The sequence below is a fragment of the Streptomyces sp. NPDC001393 genome (assembly GCF_053597455.1).
Window position 1 is genome coordinate 206,316 of sequence record NZ_JBSFIH010000008.1, and the last position, 22,014, is coordinate 228,329.

19 protein-coding genes are annotated in these 22,014 nt (G+C 74.5%); 7 read left to right on the top strand and 12 right to left on the bottom strand.

Going from position 1 to position 22,014, the window contains the following annotated elements; translation table 11 throughout:
• Nucleotides 1–219 precede the first annotated feature (219 nt).
• The 5 genes from ACWC2T_RS12835 to ACWC2T_RS12855 all read right to left on the bottom strand — a co-directional run bounded on the left by ACWC2T_RS12835 (nucleotide 220) and on the right by ACWC2T_RS12855 (nucleotide 8,098).
• Nucleotides 220–2,958 carry a SpoIIE family protein phosphatase gene (locus ACWC2T_RS12835; RefSeq protein ID WP_450670378.1) on the bottom strand — a complete coding sequence of 913 codons (2,739 nt, stop codon included), beginning with the start codon at nucleotides 2,956–2,958 and terminating at the stop codon, nucleotides 220–222.
• 82 nt (nucleotides 2,959–3,040) lie between these two features.
• The gene (locus tag ACWC2T_RS12840) at nucleotides 3,041–5,551 is read right to left on the bottom strand and encodes a SpoIIE family protein phosphatase (protein ID WP_450670379.1); all 2,511 of its coding nucleotides are present in this window, start codon (nucleotides 5,549–5,551) and stop codon (nucleotides 3,041–3,043) included.
• 266 nt (nucleotides 5,552–5,817) lie between these two features.
• A complete protein-coding gene (locus tag ACWC2T_RS12845; RefSeq protein WP_450670380.1) occupies nucleotides 5,818–6,531 on the bottom strand; it encodes a 2-phosphosulfolactate phosphatase in 714 nt (237 codons plus the stop codon).
• 29 nt (nucleotides 6,532–6,560) lie between these two features.
• Entirely contained in the window at nucleotides 6,561–6,848 is a 288-nt protein-coding gene (locus tag ACWC2T_RS12850) for a DUF1232 domain-containing protein (RefSeq protein WP_450670381.1), read from the bottom strand.
• 2 nt (nucleotides 6,849–6,850) lie between these two features.
• On the bottom strand, nucleotides 6,851–8,098 hold the full coding sequence (locus ACWC2T_RS12855) for a hypothetical protein (RefSeq protein ID WP_450670382.1): 1,248 nt from the start codon (nucleotides 8,096–8,098) through the stop codon (nucleotides 6,851–6,853).
• 335 nt (nucleotides 8,099–8,433) lie between these two features.
• Between ACWC2T_RS12855 and ACWC2T_RS12860 the strand changes: the two genes are divergently transcribed.
• Together ACWC2T_RS12860 and ACWC2T_RS12865 are read left to right on the top strand one after the other, a co-directional pair.
• A complete protein-coding gene (locus ACWC2T_RS12860) occupies nucleotides 8,434–8,817 on the top strand; it encodes a PadR family transcriptional regulator (protein WP_450670410.1) in 384 nt (127 codons plus the stop codon).
• Entirely contained in the window at nucleotides 8,814–9,815 is a 1,002-nt protein-coding gene (locus tag ACWC2T_RS12865; protein WP_450670383.1) for a hypothetical protein, read from the top strand. The genes ACWC2T_RS12860 and ACWC2T_RS12865 overlap by 4 nt, the downstream gene beginning before the upstream one ends.
• 274 nt (nucleotides 9,816–10,089) lie before the next feature.
• On the opposite strand, the gene ACWC2T_RS12870 is transcribed toward ACWC2T_RS12865, so the two are convergent.
• Nucleotides 10,090–11,454, bottom strand: a complete 1,365-nt coding sequence (locus tag ACWC2T_RS12870; protein WP_450670384.1) for an FAD-dependent oxidoreductase — start codon at nucleotides 11,452–11,454, stop codon at nucleotides 10,090–10,092.
• A 129-nt stretch (nucleotides 11,455–11,583) separates the two neighbouring features.
• Here ACWC2T_RS12870 and ACWC2T_RS12875 point away from each other — a divergent pair, with 129 nt between their 5' ends.
• Nucleotides 11,584–11,712: a hypothetical protein gene (locus tag ACWC2T_RS12875; protein ID WP_450670385.1), complete on the top strand. Its 129-nt coding sequence runs from the start codon at nucleotides 11,584–11,586 to the stop codon at nucleotides 11,710–11,712.
• Between the two features lie 33 nt (nucleotides 11,713–11,745).
• Here the strand turns inward: ACWC2T_RS12875 and ACWC2T_RS12880 are convergent, their stop codons facing one another.
• Complete coding sequence (locus ACWC2T_RS12880) at nucleotides 11,746–13,380, bottom strand: NlpC/P60 family protein (RefSeq protein ID WP_450670386.1); 1,635 nt, start codon at nucleotides 13,378–13,380, stop codon at nucleotides 11,746–11,748.
• 368 nt (nucleotides 13,381–13,748) lie between these two features.
• On the opposite strand from ACWC2T_RS12880, the gene ACWC2T_RS12885 reads away from it, so the two are divergent.
• Nucleotides 13,749–15,707, top strand: coding sequence for a DUF1996 domain-containing protein (locus ACWC2T_RS12885; protein WP_450670411.1), 1,959 nt, complete (start codon nucleotides 13,749–13,751; stop codon nucleotides 15,705–15,707).
• Here ACWC2T_RS12885 and ACWC2T_RS12890 read toward each other — a convergent pair.
• Complete coding sequence (locus tag ACWC2T_RS12890) at nucleotides 15,701–16,435, bottom strand: GNAT family N-acetyltransferase (RefSeq protein WP_450670387.1); 735 nt, start codon at nucleotides 16,433–16,435, stop codon at nucleotides 15,701–15,703. The two genes, ACWC2T_RS12885 and ACWC2T_RS12890, sit on opposite strands and share 7 nt — an antisense overlap.
• 36 nt (nucleotides 16,436–16,471) lie before the next feature.
• Entirely contained in the window at nucleotides 16,472–16,717 is a 246-nt protein-coding gene (locus ACWC2T_RS12895; protein WP_450670388.1) for a hypothetical protein, read from the bottom strand.
• A gap of 105 nt (nucleotides 16,718–16,822) precedes the next feature.
• On the opposite strand from ACWC2T_RS12895, the gene ACWC2T_RS12900 reads away from it, so the two are divergent.
• The 3 genes from ACWC2T_RS12900 to ACWC2T_RS12910 all read left to right on the top strand — a co-directional run bounded on the left by ACWC2T_RS12900 (nucleotide 16,823) and on the right by ACWC2T_RS12910 (nucleotide 19,989).
• Nucleotides 16,823–17,281 carry a flavodoxin family protein gene (locus tag ACWC2T_RS12900; protein ID WP_450670389.1) on the top strand — a complete coding sequence of 153 codons (459 nt, stop codon included), beginning with the start codon at nucleotides 16,823–16,825 and terminating at the stop codon, nucleotides 17,279–17,281.
• A 187-nt stretch (nucleotides 17,282–17,468) separates the two neighbouring features.
• Nucleotides 17,469–19,679, top strand: coding sequence for a hypothetical protein (locus ACWC2T_RS12905; RefSeq protein WP_450670390.1), 2,211 nt, complete (start codon nucleotides 17,469–17,471; stop codon nucleotides 19,677–19,679).
• A 37-nt stretch (nucleotides 19,680–19,716) separates the two neighbouring features.
• Nucleotides 19,717–19,989, top strand: coding sequence for a hypothetical protein (locus ACWC2T_RS12910; RefSeq protein WP_450670391.1), 273 nt, complete (start codon nucleotides 19,717–19,719; stop codon nucleotides 19,987–19,989).
• Between the two features lie 74 nt (nucleotides 19,990–20,063).
• Here ACWC2T_RS12910 and ACWC2T_RS12915 read toward each other — a convergent pair whose 3' ends face one another.
• The 3 genes from ACWC2T_RS12915 to ACWC2T_RS12925 all read right to left on the bottom strand — a co-directional run.
• The gene (locus ACWC2T_RS12915) at nucleotides 20,064–20,864 is read right to left on the bottom strand and encodes an SAM-dependent methyltransferase (RefSeq protein ID WP_450670392.1); all 801 of its coding nucleotides are present in this window, start codon (nucleotides 20,862–20,864) and stop codon (nucleotides 20,064–20,066) included.
• A 71-nt stretch (nucleotides 20,865–20,935) separates the two neighbouring features.
• Nucleotides 20,936–21,589 carry a GNAT family N-acetyltransferase gene (locus ACWC2T_RS12920; RefSeq protein ID WP_450670393.1) on the bottom strand — a complete coding sequence of 218 codons (654 nt, stop codon included), beginning with the start codon at nucleotides 21,587–21,589 and terminating at the stop codon, nucleotides 20,936–20,938.
• A 195-nt stretch (nucleotides 21,590–21,784) separates the two neighbouring features.
• On the bottom strand, nucleotides 21,785–22,014 hold a 230-nt coding region (locus ACWC2T_RS12925), incomplete at its 5' end, for a hypothetical protein (RefSeq protein WP_450670413.1).

Sequence of the window (22,014 nt, forward strand, 5' to 3'; positions counted from 1 at the left end):
GTCGCGACGGGCCCGGCGGACCGCACGCGCGCCCGGTCGCCGCGCAGCCAGGTGCCTCGCACGGCCCCGGCGAACGCGGCGAACCGAGCGTCGTCACCCGCCGGGCCCTCGCCGTCCCCGGACCGACCGCTAGGCCACCGCTAGGCCCTGTCGTCACATTCCCGCCCTCCGGGCGGACGGCGGGAATGTGACGACAGGACCTAGGAGGCAGGACCAAGGTCAGGGCAGTGACTGCTCCGCCCAGATGATCTTGCCGTGGGGGGTGTAGCGGGTGCCCCAGCGCTCGGCGAGCTGTGCGACCAGGAACAGGCCCCGGCCGCCCTCGTCCGTGGTCGCCGCATACCGCAGATGCGGCGAGGTCGTGCTGGTGTCGGACACCTCGCAGATCAGCGTGCGGTCGCGCAGCAGCCGTACCCCGATCGGACCGCGCCCGTAGCGGATGGCGTTGGTGACCAGCTCGCTCAGGATCAGCTCCGTGGTGAAGCCCAGCTCCTCCAGGTCCCAGTCGGCGAGCCGCCGGGTCACCGCGGACCGCACCTCGGACACCGCCGCCGGGTCGGACGGCACCTGCCACTCGGCGACCCGGTCGCCGCCCAGCACCCGGGTCCGGGCGACGATCAGCGCGACGTCGTCGCTGGGCCGGGCCGGCAGCCGGTCCAGCACGGCGCGGCAGGTCTCCTCCGGCGAGCCGTCCGGCGTGCCCCGCAGGGCGTCGCTCAGCAGCTCGAGACCGACGTCGATGTCCCGTTCCCGGTCCTCCACCAGCCCGTCGGTGTACAGCACCAGCCGGCTGCCCTCCGCCAGCTCCAGTTCGGCCGTCTCGAACGGCAGCCCGCCCAGACCCAGCGGCGGTCCGGCTGGCACCTCCGGGAACTCCACGCCGCCCTCCGGCGGCACCAGCGCGGGCGGCGGATGGCCGGCCCGGGCGATGCTGCACCGCCGCGACACGGGGTCGTACACCGCGTACAGGCAGGTCGCGCCGGCGATCGCCGCGGAGCCGTCCGCGGCGGTCTCGTCCTGGTCGATCCGACCCACCAACTCGTCCAGCAGGCCGAGGAGTTCGTCGGGCGGCAGATCCAGCGCGGAGAAGTTGTGCACCGCCGTGCGCAGCCGGCCCATGGTGGCCGCCGCGTGCAGCCCGTGCCCCACCACGTCCCCCACCACCAGCGCCACCCGGCCCCCGGACAGCGGCAGCACGTCGAACCAGTCGCCGCCCACCCCGGCCTGCGCGGGCAGATAGCGGTAGGCGATCTCCAGCGCGCCCTGCTCCGGCAGCGAGCGCGGCAGCAGACTGCGCTGGAGAGTGACTGCCATGCTGTGTTCACGCGTGTACCGGCGGGCGTTGTCGATGGACACCGCCGCCCGCGCGACCAGCTCCTCGGCGAGCGCCAGCTCCTCGGAGTCGAACGGCTGCGGCTTCTCCGAACGCCAGAAGTTCGCCACGCCCAGCACCAGGTTGCCCGCCCTGAGCGGCACGGTGATCAGCGAGTGGATGCCGTACTCCAGGACCTGGCCGGTGCGTTCCGGGTGCTGCGCGCGCCAGCCCGACGCCTCGCGCAGGACGGGCACCAGGACCGACTGCCCGGTGGTCAGGCTGCGCGCCTGCGGCGAGGTGGCCACGAACCGGATCCGCTCGCCCACCGGGTACAGCGGGGAGTCCTTGCGGACGCCGGCGCAGGCGGCGCGGCGCAGCGCGGTGCCCGGCTTGGGCTCCTCGCCGTGCAGGACGGCGTCGAACAAGTCCACGGTCGCGAAGTCCGCGAACCGGGGCACCGCCAGCCCGGCCAGTTCCTCGGCGGTACGGGCCACGTCCAGGCTGGTGCCGATGCCCACCCCGGCGTCGTACAGCATGTTCAGCCGCTCGCGCGCCACCTCCGCCCGGCCCGACAGGGCGCGCAGCTCGGTGGAGTCGCGCAGCGTGGTGACACTGCCGGCCGGGCCGCCGCGCACATCGGTGGGCCGCTGGTTGATCGCCAGCAGCCGGTCCTTGACCAGGTGCACCTCGTCCGTGGCCACCCGGCCCGAGGCCAGCAGCGCCGCCGTCTCGTCGTCCAGGCCCAGCTCCAGCACGCTGCGCCGCTCGGCGTCCTGCGGCAGGTCCAGCAGCCGCTGCGCCTCGTCGTTGGCGAGCAGCAGCCGGCCACCGTCGCCGACGATCAGCACACCCTCCCGGACCGCGTGCAGCACCGCGTCGTGGTGCTCGTACATCCGGGTCATCTCGTGCGGCCCGAGGCCGTGGGTCTGGCGCAGCAGCCGTCTGCTGACCAGGGCCGTGCCCGCGGTGGCCAGCGCGAGCGCCGCCGCTGCCGCCGCGAGCAGCAGGGGCAGCTGCTGGTTGGCGGCCCCGCCCACGTGCGCGGTGGTGATGCCCGACGACACCAGGCCCACCACCTTGCCGGACGGATCCTTCACCGGCACCACGACCTGGACCAGCGGACCTATCGTGCCGTTGACGTGCTCGACCACCGTGCCCCCGGCCACCGCCGGGCCGATGGTGCCGACGAACTTCTTGCCGATGCGGTCGGGTTTGGGGTGCGTGTAGCGGATGCCGTCGGTGTTCATCACGACGACGAAGTCCACACCGGTTGCCTTGCGCGTGGCCTCTGCCTTCGGCTGGAGGATCGCCGTCGGGTCCGCAGTGCGCAGCGCGGCCGCGGTGCCCGGCGCGTTCGCGAACGACTGAGCGACGGCGATGGAACGGTTCTGGGCCTCCAGATCCGTGTCGCGCCGCACCTGGAGCACCTGCGCCACCACCGCCGAGACGACCAGCAGCAGCACGATCACCACTTGGAGGACGAACACCTGTCCGGCGACGCTGCGCCCGGTCACCACCGACCGCAGGGCCCCGGGCCTGCCGCCGTTCCCGCCCGGACCCCGCGGCCCGGGGCCCGCCGATGCGCGCGGGGACTCGGAAGGACGGGGCCGCCGAGTCGCGCTCCGGCCGGACAGTCGCACCATGTGCCCATGTCTACACTGCCGGGCCCGCTGCGGCGAGACCGTCACCCGGGTGACTGCGGCCGATCGGTGCACCGCCATGCGCTCACCGGTGGCGTACGGGAGCCGAACGGCGGGCGGCGAGCAGTAGCGCGACGTCGTCGGGGCGGTTGGTGGCGTGCCGGGCCTCGGCCGTGAGCCGGTCGGCGACCCCGGTCAGGGACCGCCCGGCCCGGCGCCCGGCGGCGGCCCCCGCCCTGGCGAGCGCCAGCCGCAGCGCCTCGATACCGTCGTCGATGTCCGCGCCCGGCCGCTCCACCAGCCCGTCCGTGTACAGGGCGAGGATCGCGTCCGGCTCCAGCAGCAGTTCGGCCACCGGGTAGCGGGCCTGCGGATCCACCCCCAGGACGACATCGCCCGGGATGTCCAGCAGCCGGGTCCGTCCGTCGGGGGAGCGCAGCAGCGGCGGCGGATGTCCCGCCCGGGCGATCCGGGCACGGCCGGTGGCGGGGTCCAGCCGCAGATAGCAGCAGCTGGCGAACTGACCCGGGTCGAGGTCGATCAGCAGGTGGTTGGTGCCGCTCAGCACCTCGTCGGGCGGCCGGTCGCCCAGCGCGAACGCGCGCACGGCACTGCGCAGCTGCCCCATGGTGGCCGCGGCCTGCACCCCGTGCCCCTGCACATCGCCGATCACCAGGGCCAGCCCGTCGCCCGCCTCGACCACGTCGTACCAGTCGCCGCCCACGTCCATGCCCTGCGTACCCGGCAGATACCTGCCCGCCGTCTCCACCTGCGGATGCACCGACAGCCGGCGGGGCAGCAGCGCCTGCTGCAGGCCGCGGGCCAGGGCCGCCTCGCTGTCGTAGCGCTGCGCCCGCTCCATGGCGTGCGCGATCAGCCCGGCGAGCGCGGTGAGCACCGTGCGCTCCTCGGTGCTGAAGCCGCGCGAGCGGTCGAAGCCGAGGATGCACGAGCCGACCGGCCGGCCGGAGGCGATCAGCGGCAGGAAGGCCCGGGCGCCCTCGTCGGCGTCCAGCGGCATGCCCGGATACGCGGCCGCCATCTGCTGCATGGACTCGAAGAACAGCGGCCGGCCCGTGGTCAGGCACTCCACGCCCGGCAGCCGGGCGTCGAGGCCGACGCCCTCGAACGGATCGAGGAACCCCTTCGGGAAGCCGCTCTCCCAGGCGAGATAGAAGTGCCGTTCCTGGAGCAGGTAGATGGCGAGGCACCCGCCGCCGAATGCGGGCAGCAGTTCGCGCACCACCACCGCCGACACCTGCCGGGCGGTCACCGCGTCCGTCAGCGCGATGGCCAGGGCGATCGGCCGGTACAGCGGCGCCATCGCGCCGCCCGCCGCCACCGTGTCCTCCAGCACGTGCTCCTCCACGGCCGGCCCGACCGGTGCGTCCATGCGGCTGGCCGGGACGAGCGTGCAGGTCAGCAGGTCCTCGCCGCAATGCACCGAGACGGCGAGCCAGTCGTCGGCACCGGGCTCGCCGTCTCCCCCGACCGGGCGGCGCACATGGAAGTGCACCGGATCCGGGGACAGCAGCGCACCGCGCAGATGGTCGTCGTACGGCGCACCGGCCAGCCACGGCATCGCCTCCCACAGGGGACGGCCGAGCAGCCACTCCCGGTCCCGGCCGGCGAGCCGGGCCGCGGCCCCGTTGGCGTACACGATCAGCCCCAGCCGGTCCAGGCAGAACACGCCCTGCGGCAGCAGGTCGGCCGCGCCGTCCGCGCAGGTGGCGGGCCCGGGGGCGATCACCACGCCGCCCACCTGCTCCGTGGCCCCGCCCTCGGCGGTCGGCCAGACGTCCAGCAGCCGCGGCGTGCCGTCCGGCGCCCGCAGGCTCAGCGGTGCGGCGGGCGGTTTCCCGGTGGCGGCGTCGCGCAGCGCGGCCAGGACCAGGTGCGCGTCGTGCGGAGCCAGCGCGTCGGCGAGCGCCCTGTCGGTGCCCTCGAAGTCACCGGGGGACAGCCCGAGAAGGGCGTGCAGCCGGTCGTCCGCGCGGACGGCGCGGGTCACGGGATCCCAGCCGAACCGCGCCACGGCGGCCTGCGCGGGCCGGGTCGCGGGCGGCCGAACGCACAGGGGCTCGCCGTCCCAGATCACCCTGCCCGGGTCGCCGTCGGCGAGCCCCAGCAACTCGGCGCCCAGGCCTTCGGCGAGCCGGTCGAGCAGCTCGCGGTCCAGCAGCTCGTCCGCGGTGTCCGTCACCGCCGGGCGCAGCACCGTGAGCACCCCCAGCGGCTCGCTCCCGCCCGGCACCGGCACGTGCACCGACCCGAACGGGAAGGGCAGGCCGGCCGCGAACTGCGGATACCGGCGCACCGTCTCGGCGGCGTTCGCCAGCACCACGGGTACGCCGAGGCGGTAGGCGTCGGCGACGGGGAAGGGGCGATGGACGTGCAGGCGCCACCAGGGCCGGAACAGCGGGCCGGGCAGCCCCGCGAGCGCCGCCAGGCGCAGCAGGCCCGGGGTGCCGGAGCGCAGATACACGGCCGCCACCCGGCCGCCGGCCGCACCGAGCGCGCCGGTCGAGGTGTCGGCGAGCAGCGCGGCCAGCCGGGCCCGCGTACGGACCGCCTGCTCGCCACCGCTCCCAGTCATCGCCCCTACCTCGTCCCGTGCGGCTGCGGGTGGATGACACAGCAAGAATGCGCCCGGAGGACCGTGCGATGCACGTGGGAGGAGCGGGAAAACGAGGAGGGAGCCAGCAGCCGGGCGCGGAGGGCGGCGTTCCGCCGGGGGCGGGGGTATCGTCCGCCGCTGCCTTCACGTCGGTCGGCGGCGCGTTTCGCTCCCGTCCGCTCCCGATGCCGGTCCCAGGGGGCCTCGCCGGGGTTCGGCTCGTCACGGCGACGGCGTGCTCGGTGTCACCCTTGCGCTCGGCCTGGCTCCGGGGTCGCTGCCGCCACCGGACGCAGCTCCAGATGACCGGCGACCCGGGCGGCCGCCATGGCGAACGGGAAGGTGTCCGCCTCCAGGCACATCGTCATGTCCTCGGGATGGACGCCGGCCCACCCGCGCCGCACGCCGTCGGTGAGCCGCGCGGCGCCGTCGGAGCGCCGGGCCCGTTCGAGGTAGGGGGCGGGATCCGTGTCGGCGGCGCGGACGCGGTCCGCGATGTACTCGGCGCAGGCGAGATCCTCCTCGGCCCGGCCGCCGTCCCCGGTGACGACGAAGGTCACGGTCTGCGGCCGCGCCCGGCGCAGCACCTCGGCGGTCGCGCCGGCCACCACGAAGCTCGCGCACAGCAGCAGCCCGGCGTCCGCCACGGCGAGCGCCCCGGCCGTCCCGGCGGTGGTCTTCTGCACGACCGTACGGCCCCGCACGTCCAGCGAACGCAGCATCGCGGGTGAGTTGGCCAGGTCGAACCCGGGCACCGGCTCGCCGTCCTGGAAGGCGAGCCAGCCCGGGTGACGGGCCTTCAGCTCCAGGGCCTCCTGCTGCGTACCGGCGAAGACGATCCGCTCGGTACCGCGCCGGAACGCCCAGGCGGCCACGGTGAACGCCCGCATGACATCGACGACCACGGCCACGTCGGGGGCCTTCGGCGTACCGGGTATACCGGTGAACTCGGTCTGCATCGCTCCATGATGGGGCCGGCGGCGGCCGTTCAGGGCTCGGCCGGACCGGGCGGCAGCGGCCGGGCGGCGCGCAGGCTGCGCAGCGCGAGCAGCAGGACGGCGATGTCGTCCAGGTAGACGGGGTCGGGCAACAGGTCGGTGGGGAGCAGCAGATAGGCCACCGCGCCCCAGAACACCCAGCGCGGGCCCGTCGGCAGCCCGGCCCGCCGCAGCGCGCGCCGGGCGCGCACCAGCCGTACCAGCACAGCGAGGGCGACGGCGAGCAGCACCGCCGCGACGGCGGCGCCGATCACCAGCAGGGCAGTGGTGGAATCCATCCCTACGACGACCGGTCCGTGCCCTCGGCGGCCTCCGTGCCGCCGTTCGCCGCGGCGGGCTCGGCCGTCGCCGGTGCGTCCGGCATGTCGTGCGCCGGGCCGTTCGCCGGGCCCGCCGCCGGGTCCTGCGGGGTGGGCGTCGACTGGCCCCGGCCCTTGGCCGTGAACCTCAGCCGCTCGAACGTCCGGGTCAGCTGGTGCAGCGCACCCGGTGTCCGGGACGCGGGCCGCTGCGGCGGAAGGGCGGGCCCGGGGACGTCACGGTAGGCCGCCAGCGCCTCCAGGGCCTGCTCGGCGGCCTCCTTGTACAGGTCACGGGACCTGGTCATCGCCTCCAGCGCCTCGGCGTACCGGGCGGCCAGCCGCCGTTCCCGCTCCAGCTCCTCCTGCAGGGTCATCAGGGTCCAGTGGTCCCTCAGGTCGGTCAGCGCCTCCTCGACCTCCCGCGGCAGCGGCCGGGGCAGGGCGGCGAAGTGCCGCAGGGCCGCGAAGAGTTCGGCGGGCTCGGAACCGTCCAGGAAGACGCTGCGGACGGTGTGCCCGCCGCCGTCGTAGCCCGCCGGAGCCGGGTCCGGGGGCAGCAGCACCGCGCCGCCGCGCGGCACCTCGACGCCGAGGTCCTTCAGCGCCCAGTTGACGGCACGGAACTGGTGCGGCGCGGCCCGGTGCTCCACCACCCGGTGCCTGAGACCCGGGGGCAGCAGCCGGGCCAGTGGCAGTTTGCCCTGCTCGTCCGGGGTCATCGCCTCGTGCACGACGACATTGAGGCACCACGCCTCGCCCGCCGCGTCCCGCAGCCTGCGCCGCATCTCCTTGTCGTCCGCGGGCAGCGCGTTGACCTGCCGCAGGCGCAGTCCGGGCACCGTGGCGTGGTGGTCCCAGGAGCCGTCCTCGCCCACGGCGCCCTCGGGCCAGAACAGCGTCGCCGGCGAGGGCCACGTCTCGTCCCACGGGCGCTCCGCCTCCGCGACGAGCCGCCACTCGTGCCCCGGGCGCCGCCCCTCCGGCGCCATGAGGGCGAGCCGGGCCCGCACGGTCACCGTGCCGGCGACCCGCCAGCGCGCCTCGAACACACGCCGGGCCGGATCCCCGGGCACGGGGGGTTCCGTGAAGTCGTCGATGTCACCGCTCTCCTTGTGCCGGCGCAGCGTGCGACGGACGATCTCCTCGGGGGCGGGACCGGTGTGGCGGCCACGGGCCGCCCACAGGGTCTGCGGGACGTTGGCGCGGTCGGTGGTGGAGTTCGACATGAGCCAATCTGCTGATGGGGGCGGGTGTGGCTCCCAGTATCACCGCTCGGCGGGCCAGTACGTCGTCCGGGGCCCTCGGGCGGCGCGTGGCGGCGACCGCACGCCCCCGCGCACGGGACGCGCGGCGTACACCCGGGGCGCGCGGGGCACGCGTCGGGCGGCCGTCGTTCACACGTGTTCGCCTCCCCGTACGCCCTCCACAATGGTCCGGCGAACGGGGCCCGCCCATCCATCCGCTTAGGGGCGGGCCCCGTTCTCGCTGCTGGGGGACATCGGTGACAACGCTCGATATATATCGGGAGCCGATATATCATGGTCGCATGACAGCGAAGAGCATGACCCGGGCGGCGTTCTTCGTCCTCACGGCGCTCGCCGACCAGCCTCGGCACGGCTACGGCATCCTGCAGGAGGTGGCGGAACTGTCCGACGGCGAGGTGCAGTTGCGGGTCGGCACGCTGTACGGGGTGCTGGACCGGCTCACCGCGGACGGGCTGATCGTGCTGGACCGGGAAGAGGTCCAGCAGGGCCGGCTGCGGCGCTACTACCGGCTCACCGACGACGGCGTGGCCGCCCTGGACGCGGAGGCCGGGCGGATGGCCGCCGGTGCCGGGGCGGCCAAGCGGCGCATCGCCGAGGGCCGCCGCGCCGGCGCCCGCCCCGCGGCCCCTGCCGGGCTCGAACCCCCCTCCGCACCCGGACTCGCGGGAGGCTACGCATGACCACGCTGCTGGAGGCCCGCTACCGCACCGTGCTGCGCCTGCTCCCCGCCTACTACCGGCGGGAGCGGGAGGAGGAGATGGTCGAGACGTACCTGGAGGACCTCGACCGCGACACCCAGGACCAGAGCCGGCCCACGCTCGGCGAGGTGGCGAGCATCGCCGCCCTGGCGGTGCGCAGCCGGCTCGGCGCCGCCGGGGCGCCCCGGCGCTACGTCCTGCTCGGATCGGGCGCACGGCTCTTCGCGCTGGCCGCCGTCCTGCTCCTGGCCGCCTCCGCGATCGTCGAACCGGTCCTGCAGCTGACCTGGTGGTTCACCCGGGGCGGCGCGGAACGGCGGCTGTTCCTGGCGGACTTCACCGACCACGGGCTCCTCGCCGCGACCGTCGCCGTCGCCCGGTGGATCCTGCCGCTCGGCTGGACCGTCGCCTTCTTCGCCCTCCTCTACGACCGCCGTCGCCTCGCCCGTATCGGCGCCCTGGTGGCCGCGGTGCCCACCCTGTGGCCGCTGGTCCGATCGCTGACGGGGGCGACGGTCATCGCGGAGCCGGCGTTCGTCGTGACGCTGGCGCTTCTCGCGTGGCTGCCCGCCCTCGCCCTGTGCGCCGCCCACCACCGCGACGCACCCCCGGCCCGGCTGCCCGCCGGCACCCCCGGTCTGGTCCTCATGGCGACGTGCGTGGTGACGGGCGCGTCCCTGGTGTTCGTGCCCACCGCCGACGACCTGGTGTGGGGACCCGCCAACTGCTTCGTCGTCGGTGCCCTGGGCCGGCTGCTGTGGAGCGCCCGTCGCGGGGCGAGCGCCGCGCCCGGCGGCGCCCTCGCCCTCGCCGCGCTCGGCCTGCTCCTGCTGGCCGCGCGTGTCGCCGCCGTCTACCCGTGGCTCCGGGTGCCCGGGGACGGCACGTACACCGGCGGCGGCCTCGCCCAGACGGCCGCGCTCGCCCTGCTCACCGTGCTCCTGGCGGTGTCCGGCCGCCGCGAACTCGCGGCACGCTGAGTCGCTCGCGGTTTCGTACCCGGCCAGACACGGGTGCCGTCCCGCAGTGGCGGGCGGCAACGGGCCCGCGTGGGCGGGGTTTTCGCTCACGCGGGGACGCGGGCGGGGCTTTCGCTCACGCGGGGACGGGGTCGGAGGCCGTGCCCGCCGCCGACACCGGCGGGCCGACACTGGCGGGCGGGTCCGTGCCCGGCGTGGTACGGCGTGCCTGCGCGACACGCCGAGGGGCCGGTGCCTCGGCGCCGGCCCCTGGCTGCCTTGCGGAGTCCCGGGCTTACGCCCCGCTCTCCCGGAGCATGTCCTCGCGCTCGACGATCTTCACGCGCTCACGGCCCTGCGGCTCGCCCAGGGCGCGCTCGGCGGCGTCCAGCTTGTACCAGCCCTCCCAGGTGGTGAAGCGGACCTCGCGCTCGGCGAGGAACGCGTCCACCGCCTCCGGGGCGGGCGAGGCCGGGGTGTGCAGCCGGCCGTTCGCGTAGTCGTCGAGCAGGTTGGCGACGGTCTCGTTGGCGTCGCCCTTCGTGTGGCCGATGAGGCCGACGGGGCCGCGCCGGATCCAGCCGGTGACGTAGGTGGACTGCAGATGCGTGCCGCCCTCCTCGATGACCCGGCCGCCCTCGTCCGGGATCGTGCCCGAGTCGATGTCCCAGGGCAGCTTGGGCAGCTTCTCGGAGAGGTAGCCGACCGCGCGGTAGACCGCGGTGACGTCCCAGTCCTTGAACTCGCCGGTGCCCTTGACATTGCCGGTGCCGTCGAGGGCGGTGCGCTCGGTGCGCAGGCCCACGACCCTGCCGTCCGCGCCGAGGATCTCCGCGGGGGACTCGAAGAAGTGCAGGAACAGCTTGTGCGGCCGGTCGCCGACGTCCCGGATCGCCCAGTTCTCCAGGGTCTTGGCGACCATGTCGGCCTGCTTGTTGCCGCGCCGGGTCTCGATCGAGCCCTCGTCGTAGTCGATGTCCTCGGGGTCGACGACGACCTCGATGTTCGGCGAGTGGTCCAGCTCGCGCAGCTCCATCGGGCTGAACTTGGCCTGGGCGGGCCCACGCCGGCCGAAGACGTGGATCTCCACGGCCTTGTTGGCCTTCAGGCCGTCGTAGACGTTCGGCGGGATCTCGGTCGGCAGCAGTTCGTCGGCCGTCTTGGCGAGGATGCGGGCCACGTCCAGGGCGACGTTGCCGACGCCGAGTACGGCGACCTTCTCGGCGTCCAGGGGCCAGGTGCGGGAGACGTCCGGGTGGCCGTCGTACCACGAGACGAAGTCGGCGGCGCCGTAGGAGCCGTCCAGGGCTGTGCCGGGGATCGGCAGGTCGCGGTCGGCCATCGCGCCGGTGGAGAAGATCACCGCGTCGTAGAAGGCGCGCAGGTCGTCCAGGCTGATGTCGGTCGGGTAGTCGACGTTGCCGAACAGACGGATCTGCGGCTTGTCGAGGACCTGGTGCAGGGCGGTGATGATGCCCTTGATGCGCGGGTGGTCGGGGGCGACGCCGTACCGGATCAGGCCGAACGGGGCGGGCATCCGCTCGAAGAGGTCGATGGAGACGCCGGGGTCGGCGGCCACCTCGGACTTGAGCAGGGCGTCGGCGGCGTAGATCCCGGCGGGGCCGGCTCCGACGATGGCTACCCGCAGGGGGCGCGGCATGATCAGGTTCCCTTCGAGCGTGAATGGGCGACTCGATCGGGAAGCCTAAACTAAGGCACACCTAAGTTGGTACGCGGGTCCAGTCTATGACCTCATAAGTGGATCTTATGACATCTCCAGCGTCGTCTTATGGCCAGCGTCACCCTATGGCCCAGTGTCAGCCGCAGCATCCACGAACTGGGCCTGACCTACCGCCCGTTGGAGGAGACCCTGCTCGACCACTACGACAGCCGGCGCGCACGGCGGCGCCGCGGCTGACCCCGGTCCCGGGCGTCCCCGCCCACGGACCGCTCATGCGGGCCGCACGATCCGGTGGATCGCCGACTCCCCGGCGCCGTAGATCGACTCCTCGCGTATCGACGAGCCCGGACCCGGCGCGTGCACCATCATGCCGCCGCCGACATGGAGGCCGACGTGTCGGTCGTCGTCGAAGAAGAGGACCAGATCGCCGGGCTCGATCCCGGCGAGGGTGACCGGCGGACCGGCGAGCGCCTGGTGGTACGCGGCCCGCGGCAGCGGGACCCCAGCGGCCCTCCAGGCGGCCTGGGTGAGGCCACCGCAGTCGTACGAGTCCGGCCCGGTCGCCCCCCACACGCACGGCTTCCCGATCTGCGCCCGGGCGAACGCGATGGCCTTGGCGGCCCGCGCGGCGCGGGGCGACTCGGGGTGGGTGGTGAGGGCAGCGGGGTCGGCCGCGGGGGCCGGGGTGGGGGTGGGTGGGGCGTCCACGGTCGGCATCGCGGTCGCCGTCGCTCCGGGGGTCGCCCATTGTGGCTGCTGCCACTGGCTCATTGCGGGGTCCGGGAAGGGGGGCTGGACGGGCGCCGCGGGCGGTACGGCCGTAACCGGCGCGGCTGTCACGGGCGCGGATGGAGTGGCCGTAACCGACGCCGGCGGTGCGACCGCCATGTAGTCCGCCGGTGCTACCGCACCGTACTCAGCGTACTCAGGCACCGCGACCGCACTGTGCTCCGGCGGTGTCCCCGGCATGGGCGCGGCTTGAGCGGCTGCGGCGGCCGTGGTCAGTCGGGCGGTGTACCGGGTGACCACGTCGCTCGCTGCGGCCAGCTTGCGCTGGTTGTTCGCCTTGGAGGTGGCGGGGGAGGGACGGCCGGGCGCGTTGGGGCCGGGCAGTGTCCTCGGTTCCTGGACCGGGGTGCCCGGTGCGCCGGGCGGGGCGACCACCGGGAGGACGGCGGTTTCGGCGGGACCGGCGCCGGCGGGTGACGCAGTAGCGAGCCCAGCCGGAGACACCGGACCGAGACCGGTCGGTTCCACCGGTCCGAGGCCGGCGGGCCCCACCGGATCAAGACCGGCCGGTACCCCCAGCGTGTTGGCCGTCACCAGGGCTGACGCGCCCGGCAGTGCCAGGCCCGCCGGGCCCGCGCCGTCCGTCCCTGTTCCGTCGAGGGCGGGCAACTCTGCGACCGCGCCCGGCAGTTCAGGGCGTCGCGGCCCGGGCAGTGCCGCGCGTCCGCTCTGCCGCGCGGCCAGGGCCAGACTCTCCGGATCCGTCGCCCGGCCGGCCGTCAGCTCGGCCACCGTGCGGGCGGCGGCACGCTCCAGGGCCTCCGCCCGTCGAGCGGAGGGGCCCACGCCGAGGGCGTCCGGTGCGCCGCCCGTACGGCCGCGGGAGCGCCCCGCCGCCGGGCGGTCGGGCAGCCGGTCGGCGGGCAGCACGGCGGGGACGGTCGGGCCGAGCTTGGCGCGTGCCCCGTCGAACCACTGCCGGGCGATCTCGTCAAGAGCGGGATCGGGCCGCCGCGCCGAGCGCTTGGTCAGGGGGACGCCTCGTGAGCGCGTCACCGAGGCCATGGCCCGGGTCGCGTTGTAGTTCCCGGTCGCGTTCTCGGCCTGGTCGTAGAGGGAGTCGATCCGCTGCCGAACCTCGTCCCGCGCAACCGCGTCGCGGCTCTCCGGCGCCATGGAAGACACGCTCCTTCCTTGCCCCGTAGGGCAGTTGGGCCGTTGCGTCCGGCACGTCGAGGGCCGGGCGGCCTCGCGTCAACCTAGCCAACGTGTGTACCTCGTGTGAAGGTTGAGGCGTGAAATGTCCGATACGTATTTGTGATGTTCGTGTTGCCGTTCGAAAGGGAAGAGGCGAGTTCCGCATTTTCCTGTGAGATCCCGGTGAATCCGCGATCCGGTTGAACACATCGGTGTCGCCCTCCGTATGGGGCCGGGGAGCTCCATGCCCGACCGGCGCACACACCACACAGGGGACGACCGTGGCACGCAACAAGCGCAGACGCCCGACCGGCGCACGACGCGCGACCTTCGCAGCGATCGCCCTGATGCTGGGCGGAGGCGGCCTCCTCGCGGCCAACGTCTACGCCTCGGCGACCGAAGGCTGGGGCGACGGATCCGGAGTGAACGGAACCGGACATGTGTTGTCCGCCGGCATGGCGACCATCGACTGCCCTGACATCGGCAGCCGGCTGACCGCCGTACCGGACGCCGCCCGTCCCGACGTGGACCGTGAACTCGCCCTGCTCGACCGGCAGACGGCCGAGGCCTATCAGCAGCTCCAGCAGTCCGGGCAGGCCGGTGGGCAGGACGCCGGCTCGGTCGACGACACGATCATGAACCCGCTCAAGGAACAGCGGGCCGCGGCGATCGGCCGGATCACCGACGCCATCGACCGGGCGGGGGAGCGCCCGCAGGGCCTGGACGCCCTGGCCGCCTGCACCCTGCGCCCCGGCGGCGACGGCGCGGGCGACGGCGCCCTGCTCACCGCCACCCCGACCTCGGGTGCCCGGCCGAGCGGCGCGGGCCAGGGCGGCAACGGGCCCGTCGCCTCCGACTACGCGGACATCACCTCCGTACCGCCCGCTGCACCGAACCCGCCGCAGCAGGCCGACGCCTCGCGCGGCAGCTTCGCCTCCGACTGCGGTGTCAACGCGAACGGCCTGTTCAACTCCGACAACGTCATCGTCGCCCCCGGCGTGTCCAACGGCGCCCACCACTTCCACGACTACGTCGGCAACCAGGGCAACAACGCCTTCGCGAGCGACGACGACCTGGCGAAGGCCGGCACGAGTTGCGCGGACCAGGGCGACCGGTCCACCTATTACTGGCCGGTGCTGCGCCTGCAGAACGGCACACAGGAACGGGATGCCGGATCCCCGGGCGGTGGCACGGAGGGCAACGCGGGCCAGATCGTCACACCCGCGCGGGTCACGCTGACCTTCACGGGCAACCCGCGCGGCAAGGTCACCGCCATGCCGCGGTTCCTGCGCATCATCACCGGCGACGCCAAGGCCTTCGTCAACGGGCCCGGCAACGCCAACGCGTCCTGGAGCTGCACCGGTCACGAGGACCGGCAGCTGAAGGACAAGTACCCGCTGTGCCCGCCGGGCAGCGACGTGGTGCGCACCTTCCGGTTCCAGAGCTGCTGGGACGGCCGCAACATCGACAGCGCCAACCACCGCACCCACGTGGCCTTCACCGCCCCCGACGGCTCCTGCCCGGCCGGCTTCCGCGCCATTCCGCAGCTGGAGGAGCGCATCGTCTACGACGTCAAGGCGCCGAGCCTCCAGGACGGCGGCCGTACGGTCCCGCTCTTCGCGGTCGACTCCTTCCCCGAGCAACTCCACAAACCCGTCACCGACCACGGTGACTTCATCAACGTCTTCGACGAGGACCTGATGCGGCAGATGGTCGACTGCATCAACTCCGGCCGCACCTGCGGCCCCGACGGCGACACTTCGGGTACGACGGCGTCGCCCACGGCGAGTTCCGGCTCCGGTGTGACGGCCGCCCCGGGCTCCGGTACGACGGAGCTGCCCGGCGCCACCGCCACCTCCACGGCCACCTACGCTCCGACCCCCTCGGCCGCACGGACCAGCGAGGCACCGAGGACCGACGCGACGACGACACCGGCCCGCACCACCGCACCGGCCCGTACCACCGCACCGACCGACACTCCCGGGCAGCACCACAGCACCGCCCGGCACCGCACCGGCAAGCAGGGCGAGCCCACCGAGCCGGCGCCGCCCACGCCCACGTCCGCACCCGCCCATTCGGCACCGGCCAAGGCCGCACCTGCTCACTCCGCACCCGCTCAGTCCCCATCTGCCCGGCCCACCGACGCCGGATCCGCCCCGCCGGCCCCCGCGCAGCCCCAGCCGCAGGGCGTGCAGCAGGGCGCACTCGCGGAGACCGGCGCGCACCTGTGGCCGGCCGCGCTCGGCATGCTGCTCGCCCTGTCGGGTCTGATCATGCTGCTGCGGGCCAGGCGCCTCCGCTACTGACGGCCGCGCCCCACGTCGTCGCGCGCAGGAGCTTGCAGAGACGCTCTTCCCGTCACCGTGCGCCGACCTCGCGCACCCGCGAGCGGTTTGCCGTAGACCGTGGAGCTGCTCCGGACCGTCATGCCCAGGCTCTCGTACAGGGAGAGCGCGCCGGTGCCGGAGTGCGTCCGCAGGGTGCAGGCCGGCCTGCCGAGACGGTGGAAGGTGTGGAACGCCTCGCGCAGCAGGGTGCGGGCGATGCCCCGGCCGCGGTGGTCGCGTCGCACCGCGACGCGCGCGACGTATCCCTCGTGGCCCGGAACGTCCAGTGACAGCACGGCACCGACCAGCTGGCCGTCGGCGAAGGCCAGCGGTGACGCCGCCGGCCGGAACGTGCCGCGCTCGACCGTCTGCCGCGCCCATTCCGCGTGGCTCTTCCGCCGTGGCTGCCACTCGTCGAACGCGTCCTCGGTGAGCTGGTACGCGGCCTGTTCGTCGCCGTGCCGGAACGGTCGTACGGCGATGCCCGCGGGCGGATCCGGTTCCTCCGGTTCGCGTGGCAGCGCGATCTCCAGCAGCCACTCGGTGACCAGCCGGGAGTATCCACCGGCCAGCAGGAGCGCGGTCGCGGCGCGGTCGGCGTCGGGGACCGTCTGAGCGAGCCGGTCGCCGTCCGCTCGCCGGGCCCTGGTCTCGCTCCAGGCGAGCAGCGCACCGCCGAGGCCCCGGCCCCGGTGACCGGGGTGCACATGAACCCTGGCCCGCTGCCCCTTCACCCAGCCGTATCAGGCCGGCGCACCCGTGGCGTCGTACACGAGCAGCGTGTCGTGCTCCGGCCGCAGGCCGGGCAGTGTGAGCTCGGCGGTGATCCGGTCGGCCGCGGTCTCGGCGCGGCCGTGCACCTCGCGTTCGTACGCGGCGACCAGGCGGTGGACCGCGTCCGCATCGGCGGTGGTGGCCGGCCGCCACCGGTAGCCGGCCGGCAGCCCCTCCGGGCGGAGCCCGGCCCCGAGTGCGTCCACGCCCGTCACGGCAGCCCCTCCCCGTCGCTCCCCGTGCACAGCCCCTACCCCGCCGCGCGGCCCGCCACGCCCGCCGTTTGCGAGGCGCCGAGGGGGCACGGCAGGGTGCGGGGTGTGCCTACCTTGCTGATCGTCCATCACACCCCGTCGCCCAACTGCCAAACCCTGTTCGAGGCCGTCGTCTCCGGCGCCACGACACCGGAGATCGAGGGCGTCCGCGTCGTCCGCCGCGCCGCGCTGTCCGCGACCGCCTCCGACGTCCTGGCGGCCGACGGCTATCTGCTCGGCACACCGGCGAACCTGGGATACATGTCCGGCGCGCTGAAGCATTTCTTCGACCAGATCTACTACCCCTGCCTGGACGAGACACGGGGCCGGCCCTTCGGCTACTACGTCCACGGCGGCAGTGACGTCACCGGCGCCGTCCGCGCCATCGAGGCCGTCACCACCGGCCTCGGCTGGCGCCGCGCCGCCGCCGCGGTGACGGTCACCGGCGAGCCCGGCAAGGCCGACACGGAGGCGTGCTGGGAACTCGGGGCCACGATCGCGGCGGGCTTGATGCCCGGGGCGTGAGCGCCAGGTGAGGCACCAGTGGCCTGGACCGCTCCGCCCTGCTCCGGGCCCGGCGGGCGTCCGCTGCCTGGACGGATGAAGGTGCGGCCACGGTGTTCCTGGCCGACGATGGGACCGGGGTTGCGCCCCCCGGCGTGGCTGAACCCTGTCATGTGTCGTCGTACGTCGTCGAACGAGGGAGCGTCGGATGCGAGCGGACCGCCACGCGCCCGGACGGCCCGCGCCGGACGGTCAGGACGCCGGAGAGCTGCTGCGCCGGTGCGCACGGGACGTGGTGGACGTCGCCGAGGGCATCCGCGCGGTGTCCGCACGCACCGGCACCGCGCTGTTCGCGCCGCCCCTGAGCGCCTCCGCGCGCCGCCGTCCCCGCACCGGCTTCGCCGCCCAGTGGGCGCTGCTGCGCGCCCTGACCAACGGACAGGGCCTCGGCGGCTCGGTGAACGGCGCGCCGAAGGGCATGGGCCAGGTGCTCGGTGTGGCCGGTGCGGTGCTGGGCCGGGAGAGCCTGGCCGCGCTGGTCGCCCTCACCTCCCTGCGTCTGCGGATCGCCGCCGTGCTGGTGGACCACCCCGAGCTCCGCCGCGACCCGGGCATGCGCCGGCTGCTGGAGGCCGTCACCGCCGACCGCGACCTGGCGGCCGTACGGGCGCTGCGCGCGCTGTTCCGGGACCAGGGCGCCCAGCGGTCCCTGTCCGGGCTGGTACCGCTGAGGGCCGAACTGGTCGCCATCCGCACCCTGTTGGGCGAGGACCCCGAGCACGACGAGACCGGCCGGGCGCTCGCGTCGGGGCGTGAGCCGGCCGCCGGGCCGCTCGCCCGGCCGTCCACCGGGCCCTCCGCCGGTCCGCTGCACGATCCGCGGCACGGGATCAGCGCCCCGCACCGCGCGGACACGGACCGGGGCGCGGCCGAGGCCGTCGACCTCACGGACCAGGAGAAGCAGTTCATCGCCACCGAGGGCTCGTTCCTCGGGTTCCTGCGCAACATCGACGTGCTGTCGACCGACGGGCGGATCCTCGTGCAGAACGTGCGCGGTCCCGACGGTGTCGTCCGCTATGTCGTCCAGGCACCCGGCATGGCACCGGGCCGGCCGCGCAACGACTCCTCGCAGGACTTCGTCGGTGCCTGGCGCAACCTGTTCCTGACCGATTCGCCCCACACCCGCTCGGTCCTGCTCGCCCTGGCGGACTACGGCATCCCGCGCGGCGCAGAGCTCGCGCTGATCGGGCACGGCGAGGGCGGGATCGCGCTGATGAACCTCGCCCAGGACGAGGAGTTCTGCCGCACCTACCGGGTCACCCACATCGTCGCCGTCGGCTCACCGGTGGCCGACAAGAAGCCCGCCGACCCGCGCACCTGGGTCGCGAGCATCACCAACCAGCACGACATCGTGCCCGCCCCGGACGGCCGGGACGCGGGCTCCGTGTTCGACCCGCACCCGCACTGGTACGCGGTCGACTACGCCGGACCCACCCACGAGTTCCCGCTGTGCCACATGCTGCGCGAGTACATCGAGCACCTGCGCACGGTCATCCCCGAGGCCCGCGAGGACGTCGACGCGGCACTCACGCCGTACCGCGGCCCGATCGTGCGCACCCAGGCCTACCAGCTCAAGGACAGCGCCCACCCGCCCGACGGCTACCCGTTCCTCACCCTGCCGACCGCCTCGATCCCCACCACGGCCGGCCCGGTCGACGTGCCGGTGCGCTACTACGACTCCTCCGCCGCCCACCTCTGCTTCGCCGTCTGCCCCGACGCGGCGCGCCGCCTGCTGCCCGGCGTCACCTGGCTGACCCCGTGCCGGCTGGGCCGACGGGCCCTCGCCGTGCTGTCGCTCTACGAGCACCGCTGCTCCACGATCGGCCCGCACACCGAGATCGCCCTGTCCGTCCTGGTCGACGACCTGTGGCGACCGCGCCCGTACGACGTCGCCGCGGACCTGCTGCGCCGCATCGACCTGCGCCGCACGGGCCGTTACGTCCTCTCCCTCGCCGTCACCAGCGACGAGGCCCGCGTCGTCGCCCAGGAGATCTGGGGCCAGCCCGCGATGCGGACGACCGCCGAGGCCGACCTGATGGGCCCGCGGATCGGCGTCCGGTCCGGGGACCTCGGCCTCACCGTGCGGGGCCGGCTCGGACCGGGCATCCGCTGCCCGGAGGCCGACTGGATCCTCTACGGCCGCCGGGCCGAGAGCACCGTACGCACCCTGGTCCGGGCCCACGGCAGGCCGCGGCTGCACCCCGGCACGGGCGTGCGGCTGCGGCTGCACACCGCGGCGGCCGAACCCTTCGCCGGACAGCTGCGCCGGCTCGGCATCGACCGGGCCCGGCCCCGGTTCGTGCTGCACTGCCCCCAGTTCATGCTGCACCGCAGCGCCGGCGCCGTCCTGCCGCGCTGAAGCCCCCGTCCTCATCCCCAGTCGAGTGGGAGCCGCCATGGTGACCGAGTCGCCCCGGGCGATCACGGCCTCGGCCGACGAACTCCGCGCACATGTCGGCACCTTGCGGGCCGACGCCGACCTCATGGACGGCTACGCCCGGCAGCTGCTCGCCACCGCGGCCAGGCTGAGCGGCTGCCCGGCGGCGCCCGAGTGGAGCCGTCCCACCCTGGAGCAGCAGGCCGCCGCCTGTACCACGGCGGCCGAGCAACTCCGCACCGCCGCCGAGGCGTTGGCCGCCCACGCACGATCCGGCGCGGCCCGGGACTGAACCCGCGCACGGGCGGCAGGCGGGTCCTGGCCCCGCCCGATCCGCCGCCGTCGGGGCGAGCGGCGCGCAGGCGGTCAGGGCTTGCGGGCCACCCCCACGTACACCGGCTGCTCGACGCGGACCCGCATGTCCGGCTCCGGGTGCCACTGGGTGACCTCCACGACACCTGGCTCGGCGAGCTCCAGACCATCGAAGAACCGGACCACGTCGGCGTACGACCGCAACCGCACCGAGGTGCCCCCGGACCGGTACACGGCGTTTATCCGCTCCCACACCTCTGGGTCGAACAGTTCCGTGCCGCCGTGGGACAGCATCAGATAGCTGCCCGACGGCAGCGGCTCCAGCAGGGTGCGGACGACACGGTGCGGGTCCTGCTCGTCGGTCACGAAGGGCAGCAGCGCGATCAGCGACAGGCCCACGGGCCGGCCGAGGTCGAGATGTTCCCGGGCGTACTCCACGATCCGCTCCGGCTCGCGGACATCGGCGTGCAGATAGGCGGTACGGCCCTCGGGCGTGCCCTTGAGCAGAGCCTCGGCGTGTCGCAGCACGATCGGGTCGTTGTCGACGTACACCACCCGGGCGCTCGGGGTGACCGCCTGGACGACCTGGTGCAGGTTCGGCTCGGTGGGGATGCCGGTGCCCACGTCCAGGAACTGGTCCACGCCCTGGCGGGCGACGAAGCGGGCGGCCCGGTGCATGAACTCGCGGTTGGCCCAGGCCGAGTCCTTGGCGTCCGGGAAGAACTCCAGCACCTTGCTAGCGGCCTCGGCGTCGACGACGTAGTGGTCCTTGCCGTCCAGGAACCAGTCGTACATCCGCGCGGAGTGCGGCTTGCCGGTGTCGATCCACTCCGGGCTGAATCCGGTGTCTGTCACGTGGGCTCTCCGTGAAGGGTGGGGGGTGGTCAGGTGGTCTGGTGGTCGGTGATCGTGTGGTCCGGTGGTCGTCAGCGGCAGCGGGAGGCCGCCGCGCTGTCGTGGCGGTGCCAGACGGCCTCGACCACACGGCCGTCGGGCAGCGTGTGCCGGGCCGGCCCCTCGGCCGGGACGAAGCCGGCCCGGGCCAGGGCCCGTCGGCTCGCGGTGTTCCCGGGCTCGGCGCCCGCCCGGACGGTGCTCAGTCCGGCGTGGGCGTGGGCAAGGGCGGCGCCCGCGCGGAACAGCTCCGCGCCCAGGCCCTGGCCGCGGCAGGCCGGCGCCAGCCAGCCGCCCATCTCGCCGGTGCGGTGCTCCAGTTCGAGGGCACCGGCATAGCCGAGGTCCGACCTGCGCACGCAGACGAGCAGCAGGGGATCGTCCGGGCCGGGTGCGTACGGCTGGGCCAGCTTCCGGGGCACCCGGCGGCCGTCGTCGCCGGCCGGGCGCCAGGCCAGCAGGGCCCTCCGGGTGCCGGGGTCGGGCACGACCTCGTCCGCCTGGGTGCCGAGCCAGCGCTGCGCCTCGGCATCGGCGCAGGCGGCGAGGGCCGCCGCCACGTCGAGCCGGGTCCGGGGCGTGAACAGCAACAGCCGCTCGGTGGCCAGGACATGCCGGGCGGCCTCGGGCCCGCACCGCCCGGGCACGGGCAGCCCGGCCGTGGCGGCCCGCCTCCGGCGGATCACCGACCAGACCATGCACACCCCCGAAGGAACGGCCCGCGCCACGACCAGGGAACCCGTGCGGACGCCGAGCCCCGACGGATGCGGACGACCCGCACCGGCGGCGAATGTACCGGGGTTCGGGGGCGGGTGGGGTGTGGGTGGGGGTGGTTTTGGGACGGGGGAGTGAAGCAGCCGGGTGGTGGGGCGGGTGCGGCGTCAGCGGGCCTGTTCCTGGGAGCCGGGCTTGGGACGGGTGCGGGTCCAGGACGGGTCGGCGTACGGCGCCGGAGCGGGGGCGGATGGAGGGACGGGGACGACGAGGCGCATGGGCATCCTTCGGACGAGTGGGGGATGGTCCTTGGGTGGTCTGGCCGAGTGCGCCCGCAGCGAGGGCGCCCAGTGCAGCTGGTAGCTGGACAGCTCGACGGCGAGGACGTCGTAGGTCT

What these genes read in the sequence shown, in the direction of transcription:
- ACWC2T_RS12835 (WP_450670378.1), bottom strand. Translation starts at nt 2,958, where the DNA reads ATGGTGCGACTGTCCGGCCGGAGCGCGACTCGGCGGCCCCGTCCTTCC.
- ACWC2T_RS12840 (WP_450670379.1), bottom strand. Translation starts at nt 5,551, where the DNA reads ATGACTGGGAGCGGTGGCGAGCAGGCGGTCCGTACGCGGGCCCGGCTG.
- ACWC2T_RS12845 (WP_450670380.1), bottom strand. Translation starts at nt 6,531, where the DNA reads ATGCAGACCGAGTTCACCGGTATACCCGGTACGCCGAAGGCCCCCGAC.
- ACWC2T_RS12850 (WP_450670381.1), bottom strand. Translation starts at nt 6,848, where the DNA reads ATGGATTCCACCACTGCCCTGCTGGTGATCGGCGCCGCCGTCGCGGCG.
- ACWC2T_RS12855 (WP_450670382.1), bottom strand. Translation starts at nt 8,098, where the DNA reads ATGTCGAACTCCACCACCGACCGCGCCAACGTCCCGCAGACCCTGTGG.
- ACWC2T_RS12860 (WP_450670410.1), top strand. Translation starts at nt 8,434, where the DNA reads ATGACCCGGGCGGCGTTCTTCGTCCTCACGGCGCTCGCCGACCAGCCT.
- ACWC2T_RS12865 (WP_450670383.1), top strand. Translation starts at nt 8,814, where the DNA reads ATGACCACGCTGCTGGAGGCCCGCTACCGCACCGTGCTGCGCCTGCTC.
- ACWC2T_RS12870 (WP_450670384.1), bottom strand. Translation starts at nt 11,454, where the DNA reads ATGCCGCGCCCCCTGCGGGTAGCCATCGTCGGAGCCGGCCCCGCCGGG.
- ACWC2T_RS12875 (WP_450670385.1), top strand. Translation starts at nt 11,584, where the DNA reads ATGGCCAGCGTCACCCTATGGCCCAGTGTCAGCCGCAGCATCCACGAA.
- ACWC2T_RS12880 (WP_450670386.1), bottom strand. Translation starts at nt 13,380, where the DNA reads ATGGCGCCGGAGAGCCGCGACGCGGTTGCGCGGGACGAGGTTCGGCAG.
- ACWC2T_RS12885 (WP_450670411.1), top strand. Translation starts at nt 13,749, where the DNA reads ATGCTGGGCGGAGGCGGCCTCCTCGCGGCCAACGTCTACGCCTCGGCG.
- ACWC2T_RS12905 (WP_450670390.1), top strand. Translation starts at nt 17,469, where the DNA reads ATGCGAGCGGACCGCCACGCGCCCGGACGGCCCGCGCCGGACGGTCAG.
- ACWC2T_RS12910 (WP_450670391.1), top strand. Translation starts at nt 19,717, where the DNA reads ATGGTGACCGAGTCGCCCCGGGCGATCACGGCCTCGGCCGACGAACTC.